Raw genomic sequence first — 16,347 nt, 5'->3', positions numbered from 1 at the left:
ACAGTTTTATGAAGAAATTAAACGCCATTGAAATAGAAAATGCCCTTAAAGACCTTTCGGGTTGGACCTTAGATGATAATATGATTCAAAAATGCTTCACCTTTAAGGATTTTAAAGAAGCGTTCTCGGTGATGACCCATATTGCCTTTGAATGCGAAAAACAAAACCATCATCCCAACTGGGAAAACGTATATAACAATCTTACGATAAAGCTCAGCACCCACGATGCGGGTGGTATTACCCAAAAGGATATTGACCTTGCAAAATCCATTGAGGAAATAGTAGAATAATGTAGTGCATATTGAGCTTGACAAAGGAGCATTTTTTGTTAAATTTGCCTTCATCCAGAATTTAAGATTATATGGGAAGAGCATTCGAATTTAGAAAAGCGCGCAAAATGAAGCGTTGGGCAGCTATGTCCAAAGCCTTTACCAGAATTGGAAAAGATATAGTAATGGCAGTTAAAGAGGGTGGTCCTGACCCTGACGCCAATTCCAAATTACGCGCCGTAATACAGAATGCCAAGGCGGTAAATATGCCAAAAGACAATATTGAACGGGCCATTAAAAGAGCATCGGACAAAAGTCAGGGCGATTATAAAGAGGTGCTTTTTGAAGGGTATGCCCCCCATGGTATTGCCATTTTAATTGAAACCGCAACGGACAACAATACCCGTACCGTGGCCAATATCCGGAGCTATTTTAATAAATGCAACGGTAGTTTGGGCACTTCGGGTTCTGTAGAGTTTATGTTCGACCATACATGTAGCTTTACTATAAGCGATGATGGCATTGACCCGGAAGAACTGGAACTGGAAATGATCGATTTTGGTGCCGAAGAAGTGTTCGTGGATGAAGACGGTATTCATATTTATGCACCATTCGAAAATTTTGGAGCTATCCAAAAAGAACTGGAATCACGAGAAATTGAAATCATTTCTTCTGGATTTGACCGTATTCCGCAAGTCACCAAAGAACTTAACGAAGAAGAGGCTGCAGATGTGGAGAAACTTCTTGAGAAAATCGAGGAGGATGATGATGTACAGAACGTATTCCACAGCATGCAGGAGTAATCCCTGAAACACCTTATAATACTCGCATAAACCTCTATTTTACAGAGGGGTTTTATTTTTTATAATTGTTTATATTAGATTGAATTCCAGAATATCAATCCAAAAAAGTCAATGGGATTAAAGAAAAAAATAAAAAGACATCCCATCGAAGAGAAACTAAATGCTAACCTCCAATCTTTTCTAATTTCAAGTCAATGTATGCTGTTTTGAACAAGGCTGCAAAAACGGTCATAGAATACCACTCGAAACGGGAAAAAGTGATCATGGTAAAATCATTAATAAGTGGCTGATTCAGTTTTGATTATAGCTAAAATTAAGCTGGTTTAATTTTTCCGTTTTTGGTGGTTCCAATTGTAAGTCCCATCCAAAGTAAAACCAATAATCAACGAAAAATACCGTATCAATGGTTTTAAGAATTTAACTGGGCATTCGTTCGGAGGGTTGGCAACCATGAACTGTTTTATACATACACCCAACCTATACGATGCTTATATAATGATCGACCCCAGTTGTGGTGGGACCAAAACCTTTTGTTAAACCAAATAAAAAAGGGTTGAATTACCCCACAGCATAAAGATAAAATACTCTTTGTTGCCAAAGCTAACGGCCCCTGGTTCGGGCAAGGAGCACCATCAAGCCTTGATTGCCCTTCATAAAAAACTAAATGACTACTAAGACAGCGCTAACTTTGAATGGATGTTTAAATTTTATGAAGGTGAAAGCCATGGTTCTGTTGGTGTAAGTGCGGATTTTGGGGCCCGACTTTTCGTGAGGCGAACCACTCGCCCTTATCCTCATCAGGATAGCACATATATTGAAATACCTTAACAATGTTCAACGATTACTGGATAAAGTAATTGACAGGCAACCTACAATACAATTTATTGGATGAATAAGTACAATACCTTGCTTCTACGATAAAACTCTTCAAAACACATATAACTTCAGATTATTACATACTTTTACACGTAAATAAGTTCTTTACTTAATTTCTTTATCAAAACGATGAGGGTTCCCGACACGTGTCGGGATTAAAAGGGAATCGTGTTTAAATCACGAGCTGACGCGCAACTGTAAGTCCGATTCCAATTTTTGGAATAGTATGTTTTTGTCCTCAATACCATTGTTCTTTAATCAAGGATGAGAAGGTAGACAAAAATCGAACAAGCCAGGATACCTGCCCATATCGTTCCTACATTGTAGGATTTTGACGGTGCCTTCGCGTATAGGGCAGGTCGAACGTTTGAACTTTTCCGGACACCCTGGGGCAAGTTCTATCCACGTTCTTCTTGTTTAAGGCATTGCGAAGTTGAGCTAAGGAGCTTTTATCTAATTATTCAATTTTATAAAAGCTTTAGCAATGAAAACAAGCAATTTGGGCTACCCAAGAATTGGGGCCCACCGCGAGCTGAAAAGAGCTTGCGAAAAGTATTGGTCCAACAAGATCTCTTTGGAAGACCTGATCAAGACCGGAAAAAGCATTCGAAAAGAAAATTGGAAGCTTCAACACGAAAAGGGAATAGACCTGATTCCTTCCAACGATTTTTCATTTTACGATCAAGTATTGGACACAACCTTAATGGTTGGAGCCATTCCTGAACGTTACAAAAGCACCCAAGAATCCGGAAAAAACATTCTGGATCTATATTTTGCAATGGCCAGAGGCTTGCAAAAAGACGGTGTTGATGTCATAGCCATGGAAATGACCAAATGGTTCGATACCAACTACCATTACATTGTCCCAGAATTTACCCGAGACCAAGAATTTGAATTACTTTCCCAAAAAGTTGTGGACGAGTTCAAAGAAGCAAAGGCATTGGGCATCCACACAAAACCCGTGCTTTTGGGCCCGGTCACCTATCTATTGTTGGGAAAAGAAAAGGGAGAGGGTTTTCACAGCATTGAACTGTTACCCAAACTACTTCCCATCTATTATTCCATTTTGGAAAAACTGGTGGATGCCGGAGCTACTTGGGTACAATTTGACGAGCCCATACTTTCCACAGATCTTTCCCATGGAGAGCAAGAAGCCATCAGCAAAGTTTACAAGGGAATTGCCGAATCATTCCCAAATTTAAAAACCTTATTGGCCAGTTATTTTGGGGAATATGGAAACAACCTTGAAACGGTACTTTCCTTACCTGTTTGCGCTTTGCATCTGGATTTAAAGCGAGCACCAAACCAGTTGAACGTGATTTTGGAATCAAAAAAGCTCAAAAAAAGCGTATTCTTATCCTTAGGTGTTGTTGATGGGCGCAATGTTTGGAAAAATGACTTTTCTTCCTCATTGAAGCTTATTGAGAAGACCAGGGAACAATTGGGAGAAGAACGCATCTTTATCTCTCCATCCTGTTCGCTATTGCATGTTCCCAATGATTTAGATTTGGAACAAAACGGAAAAGTACTTTCGAACGAAGTGAAGGATTGGATGGCCTTTGCCAAACAGAAGTTGGAAGAACTCCAAAGTCTGAAAAAACTTGCACAAAACCCTAATTACAGCTCCCACCAACTCTTTTTGGACAATGCAGCCTCAATGGATAGGAGACGTAATTCCAAGTTGATCCATAAACCTAAAGTAAAACTACGGGTAGAGCAATTGGATGAAAAGGACTACCGCAGACAATCTCCCTTTGAAAAAAGGAAGATACTGCAAGAGAGACATTTAAAACTGCCGCTCTTTCCGACCACCACTATTGGTTCTTTTCCACAGACCCAAGAAGTTAGACGGAACAGATCATTATTCAAAAAAGGAGCGCTTCAAGAACAGGACTACATTAACTTTTTGATGGAAAAAACCACCGAGGCCATTGCCTTACAAGAAGAAATTGGTCTTGATGTTCCCGTACACGGGGAATTTGAACGTAACGATATGGTGGAATATTTTGGGGAACAACTGGAAGGTTTCACTTTTACCCAAAATGGTTGGGTACAAAGCTATGGGTCGCGTTGTGTAAAACCTCCAATTATTTATGGAGATGTCTCGCGGCCAAATCCTATGACGGTCTATTGGACATCGTTTGCGCAATCATTGACGGAAAAACCCGTAAAGGGAATGCTCACAGGGCCCGTCACAATTTTACAATGGTCCTTTGTTCGGGACGACCAAGACCGTTCGACCACCTGCGAGCAAATTGCATTGGCCATTTTAGATGAAGTGTTAGACCTTCAAGAAGAAGGCATTAACATAATTCAAGTAGATGAACCCGCCATTCGCGAAGGTTTGCCACTGCGTAAAAAGGATTGGGACGAGTATTTGAAATGGGCCATCGGAGCCTTCAAGTTATCCACAAGTGGGGTAAAGGATTCCACACAGATTCACACCCATATGTGCTATTCCGAGTTCAACGACATTATTCAAAGTATTGCGGATATGGACGCGGATGTGATCACCATTGAATGTTCCCGTTCACAAATGGAACTGTTGGATGCATTTTATGAGTTTGATTATCCCAACGACATAGGTCCAGGAGTGTACGATATCCATTCACCTCGGGTTCCTTCCACCGATGAGATTTTGAATCTATTGCAGAAGGCGGAAAACGTTTTGCCGGCTTCCAAACTTTGGGTAAACCCCGATTGTGGACTAAAAACAAGAGGATGGGAGGAAACCAAAGAAGCCTTAAAGGTTATGGTCTCCGCTGCACAACAGATGCGAGAAGCTGTTGGCGAACCTTCAAATTAAACCAAATGGGGCCAATATCCGTATTGGCCCCTTAATATAATGGCACATCACGAGAATAAATATTGTCAACGGTGTAACACCATATTTGAATGTAAGATGGGATCCATTACTCTCTGTCAATGTGCCAATGTTGAACTGAATAAAGATGAGTGGGAATACATCAACCTTAAATATGATGATTGTCTTTGTACCAATTGTCTGAACGTACTGAAATCAGAATACCAAAATGTAAAACATCAACAATCCCTGAAAAAGATCTTAGGAATCTATTATAAAAAGAACAATGGAAATATTTGAACGAATAAAAAAATCAAGGACCAGTATCTTCAAGGCCGTTTTTCCAAATACGGTCAATCATTACGATACACTTTTTGGGGGCACTGCCCTGAGCTTAATGGATGAAGTGGCTTTTATCACCGCAACACGATTCAGTAGAAAACGGATGGTCACCGTTAGCACCGATCGTATCGATTTTGACCATCCCATCCCAGCAGGGACCATCATAGAACTTGTGGGTACCGTGGTAAAAGTGGGAAATAAAAGTTTGAAGGTCCAAGTGGACATTTTTGTGGAAGAAATGTATTCCAATATTCGAGAAAAAGCCATTTGTGGACAATTCACCTTTGTGGCATTGGACAAGGACAAAAATCCCATCCCGGTTTTATGAGAAAAGAATATTAAAAAAAACAATCATGGATTCACAGGACAAAACCTATTTATCACCATTGATCAGTTTTGATTTTTATCTTGAAAACTATCACAAGTTGCTTGGTGAGCTCAAAAAAGAGAATGATCTAAGGCAGCTCAAAACTATCATAAAGGAAGATGTTGGTCTTGAATTGCAGGAACAAATCAAAACGAATACCTACCATGCTTTGGTACTAACAGATGTGTATCGCCAAATTGTTTGGGTAAACGATGGTTTTCATATGATGACGGGTTATTCCAAAAGTTATGCGCTAGGAAAAAAGCCTAATTTTCTTCAAGGTGTCAAAACTTCCGAAAAAACAAAACAAGAAATCCATAAGCAATTAAATAACAAACATAGGTTTACCGGTACTATCCTTAATTATCGCAAAAATGGAGAAATGTATCAATGTCACATCAAAATAGTGCCCATTTACGGAACAAAAAAGGAATTGACCTATTTTATTGCTTTTGAACAAGAGTTGTCAGTTGTCCAGTTTTAAGTTATTTAATCCTACGAACTACTAAAAAGCAAGGGCACCACATGAAGTCTTCTCTTCTTTTTTTGAAGGGGTTATATATATCTTAAGTTTGATTCTCATTAAATTGATGTAATAATCAGAAAGAACAAATACGTTTATGACTTATTGAATCTTAAACGGTATGCACTAATCTAAAGTGAATAAAGTTATTATAAAGATGTTTAAAAAATTTGAGTGCGGTACAAGTCATAATACGAACTCATTTAAACTTTTTTGATTTGATTTTTTTTAGGGCGATTACTATAAATGATAAGTAGTTGAACCCTTTCCAGCTCTCAACGGAGGTATCGAATCTGTTGAGCAGTGACCTGAAACTGTCGATCCATGCATTGGTGCGTTACACGGCATACCACTACGCATAAAGATTCCGGTCAAAATATACGTCCCTGTCATCCACACTGCCGTTGCACGCCCGTCTTCAACTTGTAGCGTATTACATTGACGATCTCGAAGGGAGCCGTTGGGGCAAAACCTCTTTTCGGTAATTGTATGTGTGGGACTATCTCCATTTCTATGATATATCTGTCGAGTACTTTGTTCATGGGTTATGGTATTTACGTGTGGTAACTCAAATGTCCGTAGCCCTATCTATCGATTCCAAAAAAGTTTAAATCACTTCTTTATCATCTTTACAACCACCAAGTTCTTTTACGATTTTATTTTCTAGTGAATGAATTCTATTTTTTAACGGATTATCATACTAGTTTCGAACAAATATCAACGCACATACATATAATATTATGTAAGTCCGTCATTTAATTAAACAACATGGTACACAGAACGTATTCCACAGCATGCAGGAATTATTTTTAAAAACTATACTCGGGGATTTTACCTTTTACACCTTTATAAAATTCGTGGATTTTTTCGAAATCCTTATTTAGGGATTCAGTTGGATAAAAAGGTTCGCCTATTTTAATTTCCTTTTTTCCAAAATCAAAAGCTACCATTACAATGGGCACATTTGCTTTTTTTGCAATATGATAAAATCCAGTTTTTAGGGCTGTTACTTTCTTTCTGGTTCCCTCTGGTGCCAATGCCAAACGAAATTTTTTTCTGGAATTAAAAATCTGGACAGTGCTATCTACCGTATTTGAATTTTTGGAACGGTCTACGGGTGCACCACCTGTCCATCTAAAAAACCATCCGAACGGTGGCTTAAAGAGACTTTTTTTTCCAATGAAGTTAATTTCTTTCTTAATTACCTTACGAATTAAGAGTGCTAAAAAGAAGTCCAACCAATGTGTGTGGGGTATTACAATAATTACACATTTATTCACATTGGGAAAAGAACCCTTAAGTTTCCATCCCAATAGTGTAAAATAAATAAACTTGGCAAGTTTTTGCATTTATTCGTAAAGATTGTGAATTACAATGAACCCTATATTTTTTCGTACAATGCCTGTAGACGTTCTGGGGTCATTATGGTTTTCCAATCTCTACCAAGTGCATTTTCCCAAAGGGGTTCCAAGCTCAAAGATATATTTACCATAACATCAAAATCGTTTTGGGTAAGTTCCGCACAAACACCTTTTGGCAATATTACATCATGTCTAGCCATCATTTTATTGAACAATGAGACTCCTTCTGGGTAAAATTCTTCCAAATGCTGAAAAACCAGACAATTCCCAATACCATGTTTAACACCCAGAAGATAGGACAGACCATAACTCATGGCATGCGCCACACCCACCTGCGAATAAGCAATACTCATTCCTCCATGCCAAGATGCCATCATTAATTTATCTCTTGACTCTTTGGCTGGTATGTCTCCAAGAAACACTTCTTTGCAAAGCTCCATTGCCATTTCCCCATAGCTTTGACTAAAAGCATTTAAATATGTACCGGTTAAAGATTCCACACAATGAATATAACAATCCATACCGGTATAAAACCATTGTTCCTTAGCAACAGTTTTGGTAAAATCAGGATCAAGCAACACTTGATCAAAAGTGGTAAAATCGGAATTAATGCCCAATTTCTTTTCTGGCCCCAACAAAACGGTGGTACGGGATACTTCGGCTCCGGTACCACTAATGGTAGGAATACCTACATGATAAAGTGCAGGTTTATTAACCAAATCCCAACCTTGGTAGTCTTTGGCAAGCCCTTTATTGTTTAATAAAATGGATACTGCTTTGGCTAAATCAAGTAACGTCCCCCCACCTATTCCAATTACGCCTGAAGGTAATTCACTGTATCTCTCCCTAATTCGGGCAACTAAAACATCTACCTGAGCTGTTTTGGGCTCTTCTTCCGCCGAGATGAATATCACCTCATCATTGAACATTAAGGGCAGCTTGGCCATAAAATTTTCATTCTCGAAAAAATCGTCCACTAAAAATATAAATGGTGCTTCCGAACTTTTGCGCATGGGCAACAAAATATCCCCCAATTGCGAAAAACATCCCGCTCCAAACACAACTCTAGGAACCATAGGAAAGTTCTTGAACAATGTTTTATCGGTTGAAGTTGTTTTCTGTCTTTTCAAATTATTTTCTGTCTTCATTAGTGTCCAAATACTTCAAGATATCTTTGAGGGTGCTAAGCTTTAAATGGTTGTTCACCATTTGGTCTTCCGGTACCAATTCATGCACCCAAGTTGTATGAAAAGGCACATGAACCGCTTTGGCTCCTATATTTAAGATAGGCATCACATCCGATTTTAAGGAGTTACCTATCATCAAAAACTCATTGACATCTATTTTCAAATGCTCTAGTAAGTTACTGTAATTATTCTCTTTTTTATCGCTCAATACTTCTACATGATGAAAATATTTGGAAAGTCCCGACTTTTCTAACTTTCGTTCCTGATCCAATAAATCACCTTTGGTAAGTACGATCAATCGATAGTTTCCCTTTAATTTTGATAGTACTTCCTCAACCCCATCGAGCAACTCTACTGGATGGGATATCATACTTTTTCCAAGATCCAAAATTTCGGCAATGGTTTTCTGCGAAACTTTATGATTGGAAAGATCCAATGCAGATTCTATCATAGAAAGCATAAATCCTTTTATACCATAACCATAAGTATCCAAGTTGGCCATTTCCATTTTAAAAAGCTCTTGGTCAATTTTATTTTTGGTTTCATAGCCCTCCAAAAGTGCTGCAAACTTTTCTTCCGTTTCCCTAAAATAGGTTTCGTTTACCCAAAGGGTATCGTCCGCATCGAAGCCAATTGTTTTTATTTTGGAAAAGTCTACTTCCATACCTTTCTTGCTCTTTCCAGATCCTCTGGTGTGTCAATTTCAATTCCGGTGACATGGGTTTCTACCATCTTAATTTTTTTACCATACTCCAAAAACCGTATGGCCTCTATTTTTTCTTTGGCCTCCAATGGCAACATGGGCAATTTTTGAAAATCCATAAGCGCCCTCTTTCTAAAAGCATAGATACCCTTATGCTTGAAATATGTTGCCTCAACTTCTTTATCCCTTGGGTAAGGTATTGGTGATCTAGAAAAATATAGGGCAAAATCTTGGTTGTCAACTATAACTTTTACCGTGTTTGGATTGGATATTTCTTCCCAATCCGTAATCGGGGTCATTAAAGAAGCTAAATCTATCTTTTCAACTGTATCATTTTTAAAGACTTTAATAATCTTCTTCAGACTTTCTGAATCTATAAAGGGTTCATCGCCCTGTACATTGATTACAATATCCACATCCATATCCTCCACGGCCTCTGCGATTCTATCGCTTCCGCTTTCGTGTGTATTTTTGCTCATAATCACTTTGCCTCCTACTCCTGTAATCACTTCGGAGATAACTTGGCTATCGGTAACCACATAAACTTCATTGAATAGCCCTGTATTGACAGCTGCTTCGTAAGTCCTAACAATTACTGGTTTACCGCCAAGGTCCTGCATAAGTTTGGCTGGAAACCGAGAGGCTTGATAGCGGGCGGGAATCATGGAAATTATATTCACTTTTAAATCTATTGGTTGATATGGATACTTATTTTTTTTTGGGTCTCAATTTTCTATAAATCCTAAATATGATCAATAGAATGATAATGACGAGGATTGCTGCAATGGGTGGCACTAAAATCGATGCGGTACTTACGGCCACGGCCGCACCAGTTTCCACCGTGGACACCAATGGGTTGGCCAATCCCCCCGTACTGCCCGTAGATGTTAGCCTACCAGCTGCATTGGCGCCTTTTATAACGGTAGCAGTACCACCTCCGGCGATAATGGCCAAAGACCAGGTGACCACGGGATCTAAATTTGCTGCGGTGGATACCACTACAGCTGTTCCAGCAATTCCCGCCAAGGGAATCGCCAAACTATCCAAGGCATTGTCCACCCATGGAATGAAATAGGCGAAAATTTCGACCATTGTTGCAACTCCCAAGGTTATTAATGCGGTCAGGCTCCCAATCCATTGCCAGTTTAAGTTAAGGTCCCAAACCCCAATATATGCCGCAAAACTGAGGGCAAAAAGAGGTAGAAAAACACGAAAACCAACAGAAGCTGCCAGTCCAATTCCAAGGAACAAACTTATTATTGTATCCGGTTCTATATTCATGCTGTTGTCTAAAAGTCTAAAATAGGGTATTCCTAGTCAAGAAAAAAATCATCTTTAAAACCTATAAGGTACAGTTGCCGCTCGGCTCTTGTTATTGCAGTGTAAAGCCATCTCAAGTAATCTTTATCCACACCGTTGGGCAAATATGGCTGCTCTACAAAAACAGTGTCCCATTGTCCCCCTTGGGATTTGTGGCAAGTAATGGCGTAAGAGAATTTCACTTGAAGAGCATTGAAGAACCTATTATTCTTAACACCCAGAAACTTTTTATATTTTGACTTCTCATGCGCATAATCCTTCATTACCTCTTGGTAGAGCCGATTACCATCTTCATAAGACAATGATGGAGTTTCCGCAGATATGGTATCCAATAAAAGAACGGTCTCAAATGGTTTCTGATTGGGGTAATCCACCATTTTAACCTTGACATCTGCAAACTTGAATCCATAAAGTTCCTTGATGGAAAAAAGCTCCAACACCTCGATAATATCACCATTTGCGATAAAGCCTGCCTCTGAATTGGGTTTTAACCAAAAATAATTGTTCTTGACCACCATCATATAATCGCCGACAGAGATTTCATTATCTAAAAAAAGAATCCGTTCCCTAATATTTTGGTTGTACAGATTGGCTCTTTTATTGGAACGAACAATTATTGCCGTCTGTTCTTTTCCATTTTGAGCATACGAAGAATCTATGGCTTCTTGTATCTCACCACCATCAATCAACCGGACAATATCTCGATAACTACCCAAGTCGAAGCTAAAATTCTCAAAAAACTCGGATTGTAACTGCTCCCTAAGATTGGTCGCATTATATAAGATACCCGACCCGCCTGATTGCCGCATTACCTCATCCAACTCCAAACAATCAACTTCTTTATCATAATTTAAGGACAAGCGATCTTCATCAAGAGCTGGACTCAATTCTAATTTTACTGGAGGCAACTGGGCCGTATCCCCAATTAAAATCAATTTACAATTATGCCCCGAGTAAACGTAAAACATTAAATCGTCCAATAGCGAACCGTTTTCAAACAATTTTGAGTCAGCTGGAGTATCGGGAATCATGGAGGCCTCATCCACTATAAAAACCGTATTTCGATGTTTATTGGGAGCTAGTACGAATTGGATTCCCCCACCCGTTTGTTTCTTTGGAAAGTATATCTTTTTATGAATGGTAAACGCTTTGTTTCCCGAGTAAACGGACATCACTTTTGCTGCCCTACCGGTAGGTGCCATTAAAACCGCACTCATTTTAACCTTCCAGAGGCTGCTCACCAAAGTTGCCACCAAAGTAGTTTTCCCCGTTCCCGCGAATCCTTTCAACAAGAACACATCGTCCTTTTTACCCTCTAAAACAAAGTTAGCCAGCATATTAAGTGCCACGTCTTGTTTTGGAGTAGGTACATGGGGGAATTTGTCGTTTAAAATCTTTAAAAATCCTGCTACAGTAAAATCATTCATGCGCTCTAAATATAGTGCTCTTTTTTAAAGCAAAAAGTTTCGCAATAAAAAAAATATTGTAGATTTGTCGGTAACCACTAAATTAACTTTGAAAGACAGTATCAGATATGTTAAACTTAATTCTTATTGTTGTACTAATATGCCTTGTGACCATCGGGCTTGTTTTCGTGATCGATAGATTTTTACCCCAAAAAGTAAAGCCTATTTTAGTAATTCTGTTCGGAATTCTGAGCATTTACCTTGGTTTTAAAATATACGATTCCATCAATGCCCCCATCGAGTTCAATCAGGTAAAAAGTGAAAGATTTTCCCAAGTTATAAATAAACTAAAAGACATTAGGGATTCTCAAGAAGCTTACAAAACAGTAAATGACAAATATGCAGGTGATTTTGAAAGCTTGATCAAGTTCATCGACACTGGTAACTACACCATTACAACCCAACGTGACTCCTCGTTCATGAGATACGATAGAGTGTATCAAATTGAAATGCAACAGGACACCATTATTATTGACACTTTGGGAACTGTAAAAGTAAAAGATTCTCTCTTTGGAGCAGATGACCGTTACAAAACAATGATGGATGTTCCTTTTGCTCAAAACAATGAAAAATTTGAAATGAAGGCGGACATAATCGACAAGAGTGGATATAAAGCTCCCGTTTTTGAAGCAAAAGTGAAAAAAGATGTTCTTCTCTATGATCAGCCAGAAGATTTGGTTGAAAGAGAAAATTCACATCAAAGTGTTGAAGAAGTAAATGGCACGGAAATCAAAGTTGGTTCTTTGACAGATGTAAGTACAAATGGTAACTGGCCTCCTATCTATGATAGGAAAAACAACAACTAGCTATAGTACAGAACGAAACAAATAAAACCTATAGGAAATTGTCCATTCAAGTTGGCTTGAATGGACTTTCTTTTTGTGTACTGGATACCATTGCCAATAAAATCCTTGCCTTTGAGCGGTTAAATTTCAAAACCCAACTTACTCCTTACTTAATGCTCAAGGAGTTAAAGAAAAAAATTGGCGAGCGTGGTGAGGTAGGACAGAATTTTTCCGAAGTAATGGTAATACACAAGAACAATATGTTTGGACTTGTACCCAAGCCTCTTTTTAACAAGGAAGAATTACCTAATTACTTAAAGTTCAATACCAAGATAATGGCAAACGACCTTATCGCTTACGATGAAATTCCCAACCAAGATATCATCAATGTATATATCCCATACACGAATATAAACAACTATATTTTCGAACTTTTTGGAGCGTTCGAGTTCAAACATAGTGGTACAGTTCTCATCAATATATTATTAAATCAAAATCGAACCAATGTGGAACCGGTTTGCTATGTACAAGTGGCGGAGCGCGAAATGGAGGTGATGGTTATATCCGATAGAAAACTACTCTTTTATAACCAATTTGAATATAATGCCAAAGAGGACTTTCTGTATTATCTATTGTTCAGCTTGGAACAATTGCAAATAGATATGGAAAAAGTACAACTTAAACTTTTTGGAGCAATTGAAGAAGGGGATGCAATTTATGACCTTTGCCACCAATATATCTCCAACATTTCTGTATTTGTACCGGGAAATACTTCATTGCACAATGAGCAATTGGAGAACGAAAGCATAGACTTTTCTTTTTTAAGCTCCCTTTAAATGCGCATTATTTCAGGAAAATATAAAGGTAAAAGATTAACTGCCCCAAAAAAATTACCTGTTAGGCCCACGACCGATATGGCAAAAGAGGCTCTTTTCAATATCCTGAACAATCGTTTTTATTTTGATGAACTAAAAGTGTTGGACCTATTTTCTGGTACTGGTAACATTAGTTATGAATTTGCATCAAGAGGCGCCAAAAAAATAACCGCTGTGGATGGCCATCAAGGTTGTGTAGGTTACATCTCAAAAACCGCACAAGAACTGGATTTCCCCATTTCCACCATAAAGTCCGATGTGTACAAGTTTTTGCAACGCACCTCCGAAAAATTCGACCTAATTTTTGCCGACCCACCTTACGGTTTTGACCATGAACAATTTTTAAATATTGCGGATATTGTTTTTGAAAAAGAACTCTTGCTTTCAGAAGGACTTTTAATCGTAGAACATTCCGAACAAACCAACCTTTCCGAGTATCCCAAATTTTCGGAACAACGAAAGTATGGGGGAAGTATTTTTAGCTTCTTCGAAGCAGTTTAAAAGCAGGCCGTAAGCCGGATTCTGTATATCCTTATCATTTATCTAGACAAATGGTTGCCCAAGTGTTCCAACCGCCTACCCTCCAACTCGAGCGTGCAGCTCTAAAGCGCTGGTTTACATGACGTTTCACCGCATAGAGTTTGCCGATTTCACTACAGCCGAACTGTACTTGCTTTCTGTTGCACTGGTCCTCGCCTTTCGGCGGACGGGCGTTACCCGCTATGCTGCACTTTGGTGTCCGGACTTTCCTCTTCAAGCACAGTTGCCCATACTTGCAGCGATAAGGTGGCCTGCTATTTACAAAGGTAACCCAATTGTTAATAAAAAAAGGCTTTACGCTGCACTTGTGGCCAACTTTGCACAATCCTATTTTTATATTTGTAGTAATTCTATTTTTCAGAGCATTGGAACCATTTATTGTATCAGCTAGAAAATATAGACCTCAAACGTTCAAGGATGTTGTGGGCCAATCGTCCATTACCAATACTTTAATGAACGCTATTGAACATAACCACTTGGCACAGGCTCTTTTGTTCTGTGGTCCAAGAGGTGTTGGCAAAACGACTTGTGCACGTATCTTGGCCAAGAAAATAAACCAAGATGGAACCGAAAGGGAGGATGAGGATTTTGCCTTTAATATTTTTGAGTTGGATGCTGCCTCCAACAACTCCGTGGACGATATTCGTAGTTTGATAGACCAAGTCAGGATTCCACCGCAGACAGGAAAATACAAGGTGTACATTATAGATGAAGTACATATGCTGTCCCAGTCTGCATTCAATGCTTTTCTAAAGACCTTGGAAGAACCGCCCAAACATGCCATATTTATTTTGGCAACCACCGAAAAACACAAAATAATCCCCACCATACTCTCTCGGTGTCAAATATTTGATTTTAAACGAATAACGGTCAAGGATGCTTCAGAATACTTAAAATATATTGCTGAACAACAAGGTATAAAAGCAGAGGAAAGCGCCTTGCACATTATTGCACAAAAAGCCGATGGCGCTATGCGGGATGCATTGTCGATTTTTGACCGAGTGGTCAGTTTTTCGGGAAATGAACTTACCCGAAAAGCAGTGACAGAAAATCTCAATGTTCTTGATTATGACATCTATTTTTCTGCAACAGATTTAATTCTGGAGAACGACATACCCGAACTTTTGATTCTTTTTAACAAGACCTTGTCCCTTGGGTTTGATGGTCATCATTTTATTACCGGATTGGCTTCACATTTTAGGGATTTGATGGTTTGCCAACATCCCGACACCTTAAATCTTTTAGAGGTGGGCGACGATGTGAAACAACAATATCAAAATCAAGCAAAAAAGGCATCAAAAGACTTCCTTATAAAGGCCATTGATATGGCAAACGATTGTGACCTGAAATACAAGACCAGTAAGAACCAGCGATTACTGGTCGAACTTACTCTAATGAAACTAGCATCCATCACTTTCGATGGAGAAAAAAAAAACTCTAATTTCATAATACCGGCTTCCCATTTTGCAGGAAAAATAACAATAACAAACGGTACTTCCACATCCCCGAAAAATGATGCTGCCACGCAGTCTGCTTTAGTGGAAAAACCGTTAAGTGAACCAAATGCCCCAAAAACAGTTACTGCACCCAAAGAAGTTGCAAAAGAAGTGGTCAGTGAACCCAAAGAACATTATCAACCAAAAAAAATAAACATAAAGCCCCCTGAAAAAAGGGTTTCTGGGCTTTCACTCTCCAGCATTAAGGTTAAAAAAGCTCACGAGAGCACCAAATCCCCTAGTATTTCTGAAGAAGATTTACCAAAAGATGTTTTCGAAGAAAAAGACATGCAGCAACATTGGGATGATTTTGTGCACAAATTGGAAAAACAAGGAAAAAAAATATTGGCAAGCAACCTGCAGACCGATGTACCCAAATTAAAAAATGACAATACCATTTGGATAGAGCTTCCCAATGGCACCATGAAAAAGGAGATAGAACGGGAACAAAGTTTGATGTTGGACTACCTTAAACAAAAACTGAACAACTATTCCATTGTCCTCCACATAACCGTTAATGAGCTAGTGGCTAAAAAGTTTGCTTTTACCCCAGAGGAGAAATATGAAAAATTAAGGGAAAAAAACCCAAATTTGGATTTGCTCAGAAAAGAGTTTGACCTGGATTTTTAAA

Annotated in this window: 16 protein-coding genes, 1 other RNA gene, 1 pseudogene and 1 riboswitch; of the genes and pseudogenes, 10 read left to right on the top strand and 8 right to left on the bottom strand. The window is 38.7% G+C overall.

The window, feature by feature from the left end; translation table 11 throughout:
- Positions 1-8 precede the first annotated feature (8 nt).
- The 6 genes from MWU56_RS15485 (at position 9) to MWU56_RS15460 (ending at position 5,944) form a co-directional block, all read left to right on the top strand.
- The gene (locus MWU56_RS15485) at positions 9-290 is read left to right on the top strand and encodes a 4a-hydroxytetrahydrobiopterin dehydratase (RefSeq protein ID WP_247045934.1); all 282 of its coding nucleotides are present in this window, start codon (positions 9-11) and stop codon (positions 288-290) included.
- A 71-nt stretch (positions 291-361) separates the two neighbouring features.
- On the top strand, positions 362-1,072 hold the full coding sequence (locus MWU56_RS15480) for a YebC/PmpR family DNA-binding transcriptional regulator (RefSeq protein ID WP_247045932.1): 711 nt from the start codon (positions 362-364) through the stop codon (positions 1,070-1,072).
- Positions 1,073-2,064: 992 nt separating this feature from the next.
- Positions 2,065-2,272: riboswitch (cobalamin riboswitch) on the top strand.
- A 160-nt stretch (positions 2,273-2,432) separates the two neighbouring features.
- On the top strand, positions 2,433-4,754 hold the full coding sequence (metE, locus tag MWU56_RS15475; protein WP_247045930.1) for a 5-methyltetrahydropteroyltriglutamate--homocysteine S-methyltransferase: 2,322 nt from the start codon (positions 2,433-2,435) through the stop codon (positions 4,752-4,754).
- A gap of 39 nt (positions 4,755-4,793) precedes the next feature.
- A complete protein-coding gene (locus MWU56_RS15470; protein WP_262917843.1) occupies positions 4,794-5,051 on the top strand; it encodes a cysteine-rich CWC family protein in 258 nt (85 codons plus the stop codon).
- Positions 5,038-5,421 carry an acyl-CoA thioesterase gene (locus tag MWU56_RS15465; protein WP_247045926.1) on the top strand — a complete coding sequence of 128 codons (384 nt, stop codon included), beginning with the start codon at positions 5,038-5,040 and terminating at the stop codon, positions 5,419-5,421. The genes MWU56_RS15470 and MWU56_RS15465 overlap by 14 nt, the downstream gene beginning before the upstream one ends.
- Positions 5,422-5,446: 25 nt before the next feature.
- Positions 5,447-5,944, top strand: coding sequence for a PAS domain-containing protein (locus MWU56_RS15460; RefSeq protein WP_247045923.1), 498 nt, complete (start codon positions 5,447-5,449; stop codon positions 5,942-5,944).
- A 238-nt stretch (positions 5,945-6,182) separates the two neighbouring features.
- On the opposite strand, the pseudogene MWU56_RS16685 reads toward MWU56_RS15460, so the two are convergent.
- The 7 genes and pseudogenes from MWU56_RS16685 to MWU56_RS15430 form a co-directional block, all read right to left on the bottom strand.
- Positions 6,183-6,320: pseudogene (locus tag MWU56_RS16685) on the bottom strand (IS5 family transposase); the annotation flags it as partial.
- A gap of 472 nt (positions 6,321-6,792) precedes the next feature.
- The gene (locus MWU56_RS15455; RefSeq protein ID WP_247045921.1) at positions 6,793-7,332 is read right to left on the bottom strand and encodes a lysophospholipid acyltransferase family protein; all 540 of its coding nucleotides are present in this window, start codon (positions 7,330-7,332) and stop codon (positions 6,793-6,795) included.
- Between the two features lie 32 nt (positions 7,333-7,364).
- Positions 7,365-8,492 carry an iron-containing alcohol dehydrogenase family protein gene (locus tag MWU56_RS15450; protein WP_247045919.1) on the bottom strand — a complete coding sequence of 376 codons (1,128 nt, stop codon included), beginning with the start codon at positions 8,490-8,492 and terminating at the stop codon, positions 7,365-7,367.
- A complete protein-coding gene (locus MWU56_RS15445) occupies positions 8,476-9,195 on the bottom strand; it encodes an HAD family hydrolase (protein ID WP_247045917.1) in 720 nt (239 codons plus the stop codon). The genes MWU56_RS15450 and MWU56_RS15445 overlap by 17 nt, the downstream gene beginning before the upstream one ends.
- Entirely contained in the window at positions 9,186-9,899 is a 714-nt protein-coding gene (gene kdsB / locus MWU56_RS15440) for a 3-deoxy-manno-octulosonate cytidylyltransferase (RefSeq protein WP_247046045.1), read from the bottom strand. The genes MWU56_RS15445 and kdsB overlap by 10 nt, the downstream gene beginning before the upstream one ends.
- A 43-nt stretch (positions 9,900-9,942) precedes the next feature.
- A complete protein-coding gene (locus MWU56_RS15435) occupies positions 9,943-10,515 on the bottom strand; it encodes a DUF4126 domain-containing protein (RefSeq protein WP_262917842.1) in 573 nt (190 codons plus the stop codon).
- A 32-nt stretch (positions 10,516-10,547) separates the two neighbouring features.
- Positions 10,548-11,981 carry an ATP-dependent RecD-like DNA helicase gene (locus MWU56_RS15430; protein WP_247045915.1) on the bottom strand — a complete coding sequence of 478 codons (1,434 nt, stop codon included), beginning with the start codon at positions 11,979-11,981 and terminating at the stop codon, positions 10,548-10,550.
- A gap of 107 nt (positions 11,982-12,088) precedes the next feature.
- Here MWU56_RS15430 and MWU56_RS15425 point away from each other — a divergent pair, with 107 nt between their 5' ends.
- The 3 genes from MWU56_RS15425 to MWU56_RS15415 are packed head-to-tail and all read left to right on the top strand — an operon-like array spanning position 12,089 to position 14,181.
- The gene (locus tag MWU56_RS15425; RefSeq protein ID WP_247045913.1) at positions 12,089-12,826 is read left to right on the top strand and encodes a hypothetical protein; all 738 of its coding nucleotides are present in this window, start codon (positions 12,089-12,091) and stop codon (positions 12,824-12,826) included.
- 38 nt (positions 12,827-12,864) lie between these two features.
- Positions 12,865-13,641, top strand: a complete 777-nt coding sequence (locus tag MWU56_RS15420; protein WP_247045911.1) for a DUF3822 family protein — start codon at positions 12,865-12,867, stop codon at positions 13,639-13,641.
- Positions 13,642-14,181, top strand: a complete 540-nt coding sequence (locus MWU56_RS15415) for an RsmD family RNA methyltransferase (protein WP_247045909.1) — start codon at positions 13,642-13,644, stop codon at positions 14,179-14,181.
- On the opposite strand, the gene rnpB is transcribed toward MWU56_RS15415, so the two are convergent.
- Positions 14,177-14,478, bottom strand: an RNA gene (gene rnpB / locus MWU56_RS15410) — RNase P RNA component class A. The genes MWU56_RS15415 and rnpB overlap by 5 nt on opposite strands.
- A gap of 107 nt (positions 14,479-14,585) precedes the next feature.
- Between rnpB and MWU56_RS15405 the strand changes: the two genes are divergently transcribed.
- The gene (locus MWU56_RS15405) at positions 14,586-16,346 is read left to right on the top strand and encodes a DNA polymerase III subunit gamma/tau (protein WP_247045908.1); all 1,761 of its coding nucleotides are present in this window, start codon (positions 14,586-14,588) and stop codon (positions 16,344-16,346) included.
- The last annotated feature ends 1 nt before the right edge of the window (position 16,347 follow it).

This window comes from Allomuricauda sp. F6463D, assembly GCF_023015965.1.
Taxonomy (GTDB): Bacteria; Bacteroidota; Bacteroidia; order Flavobacteriales; family Flavobacteriaceae; genus Flagellimonas.
The sequence above is the reverse complement of the archived record's forward strand: the minus strand, read 5'-3'. Positions and strand labels throughout refer to the sequence as shown.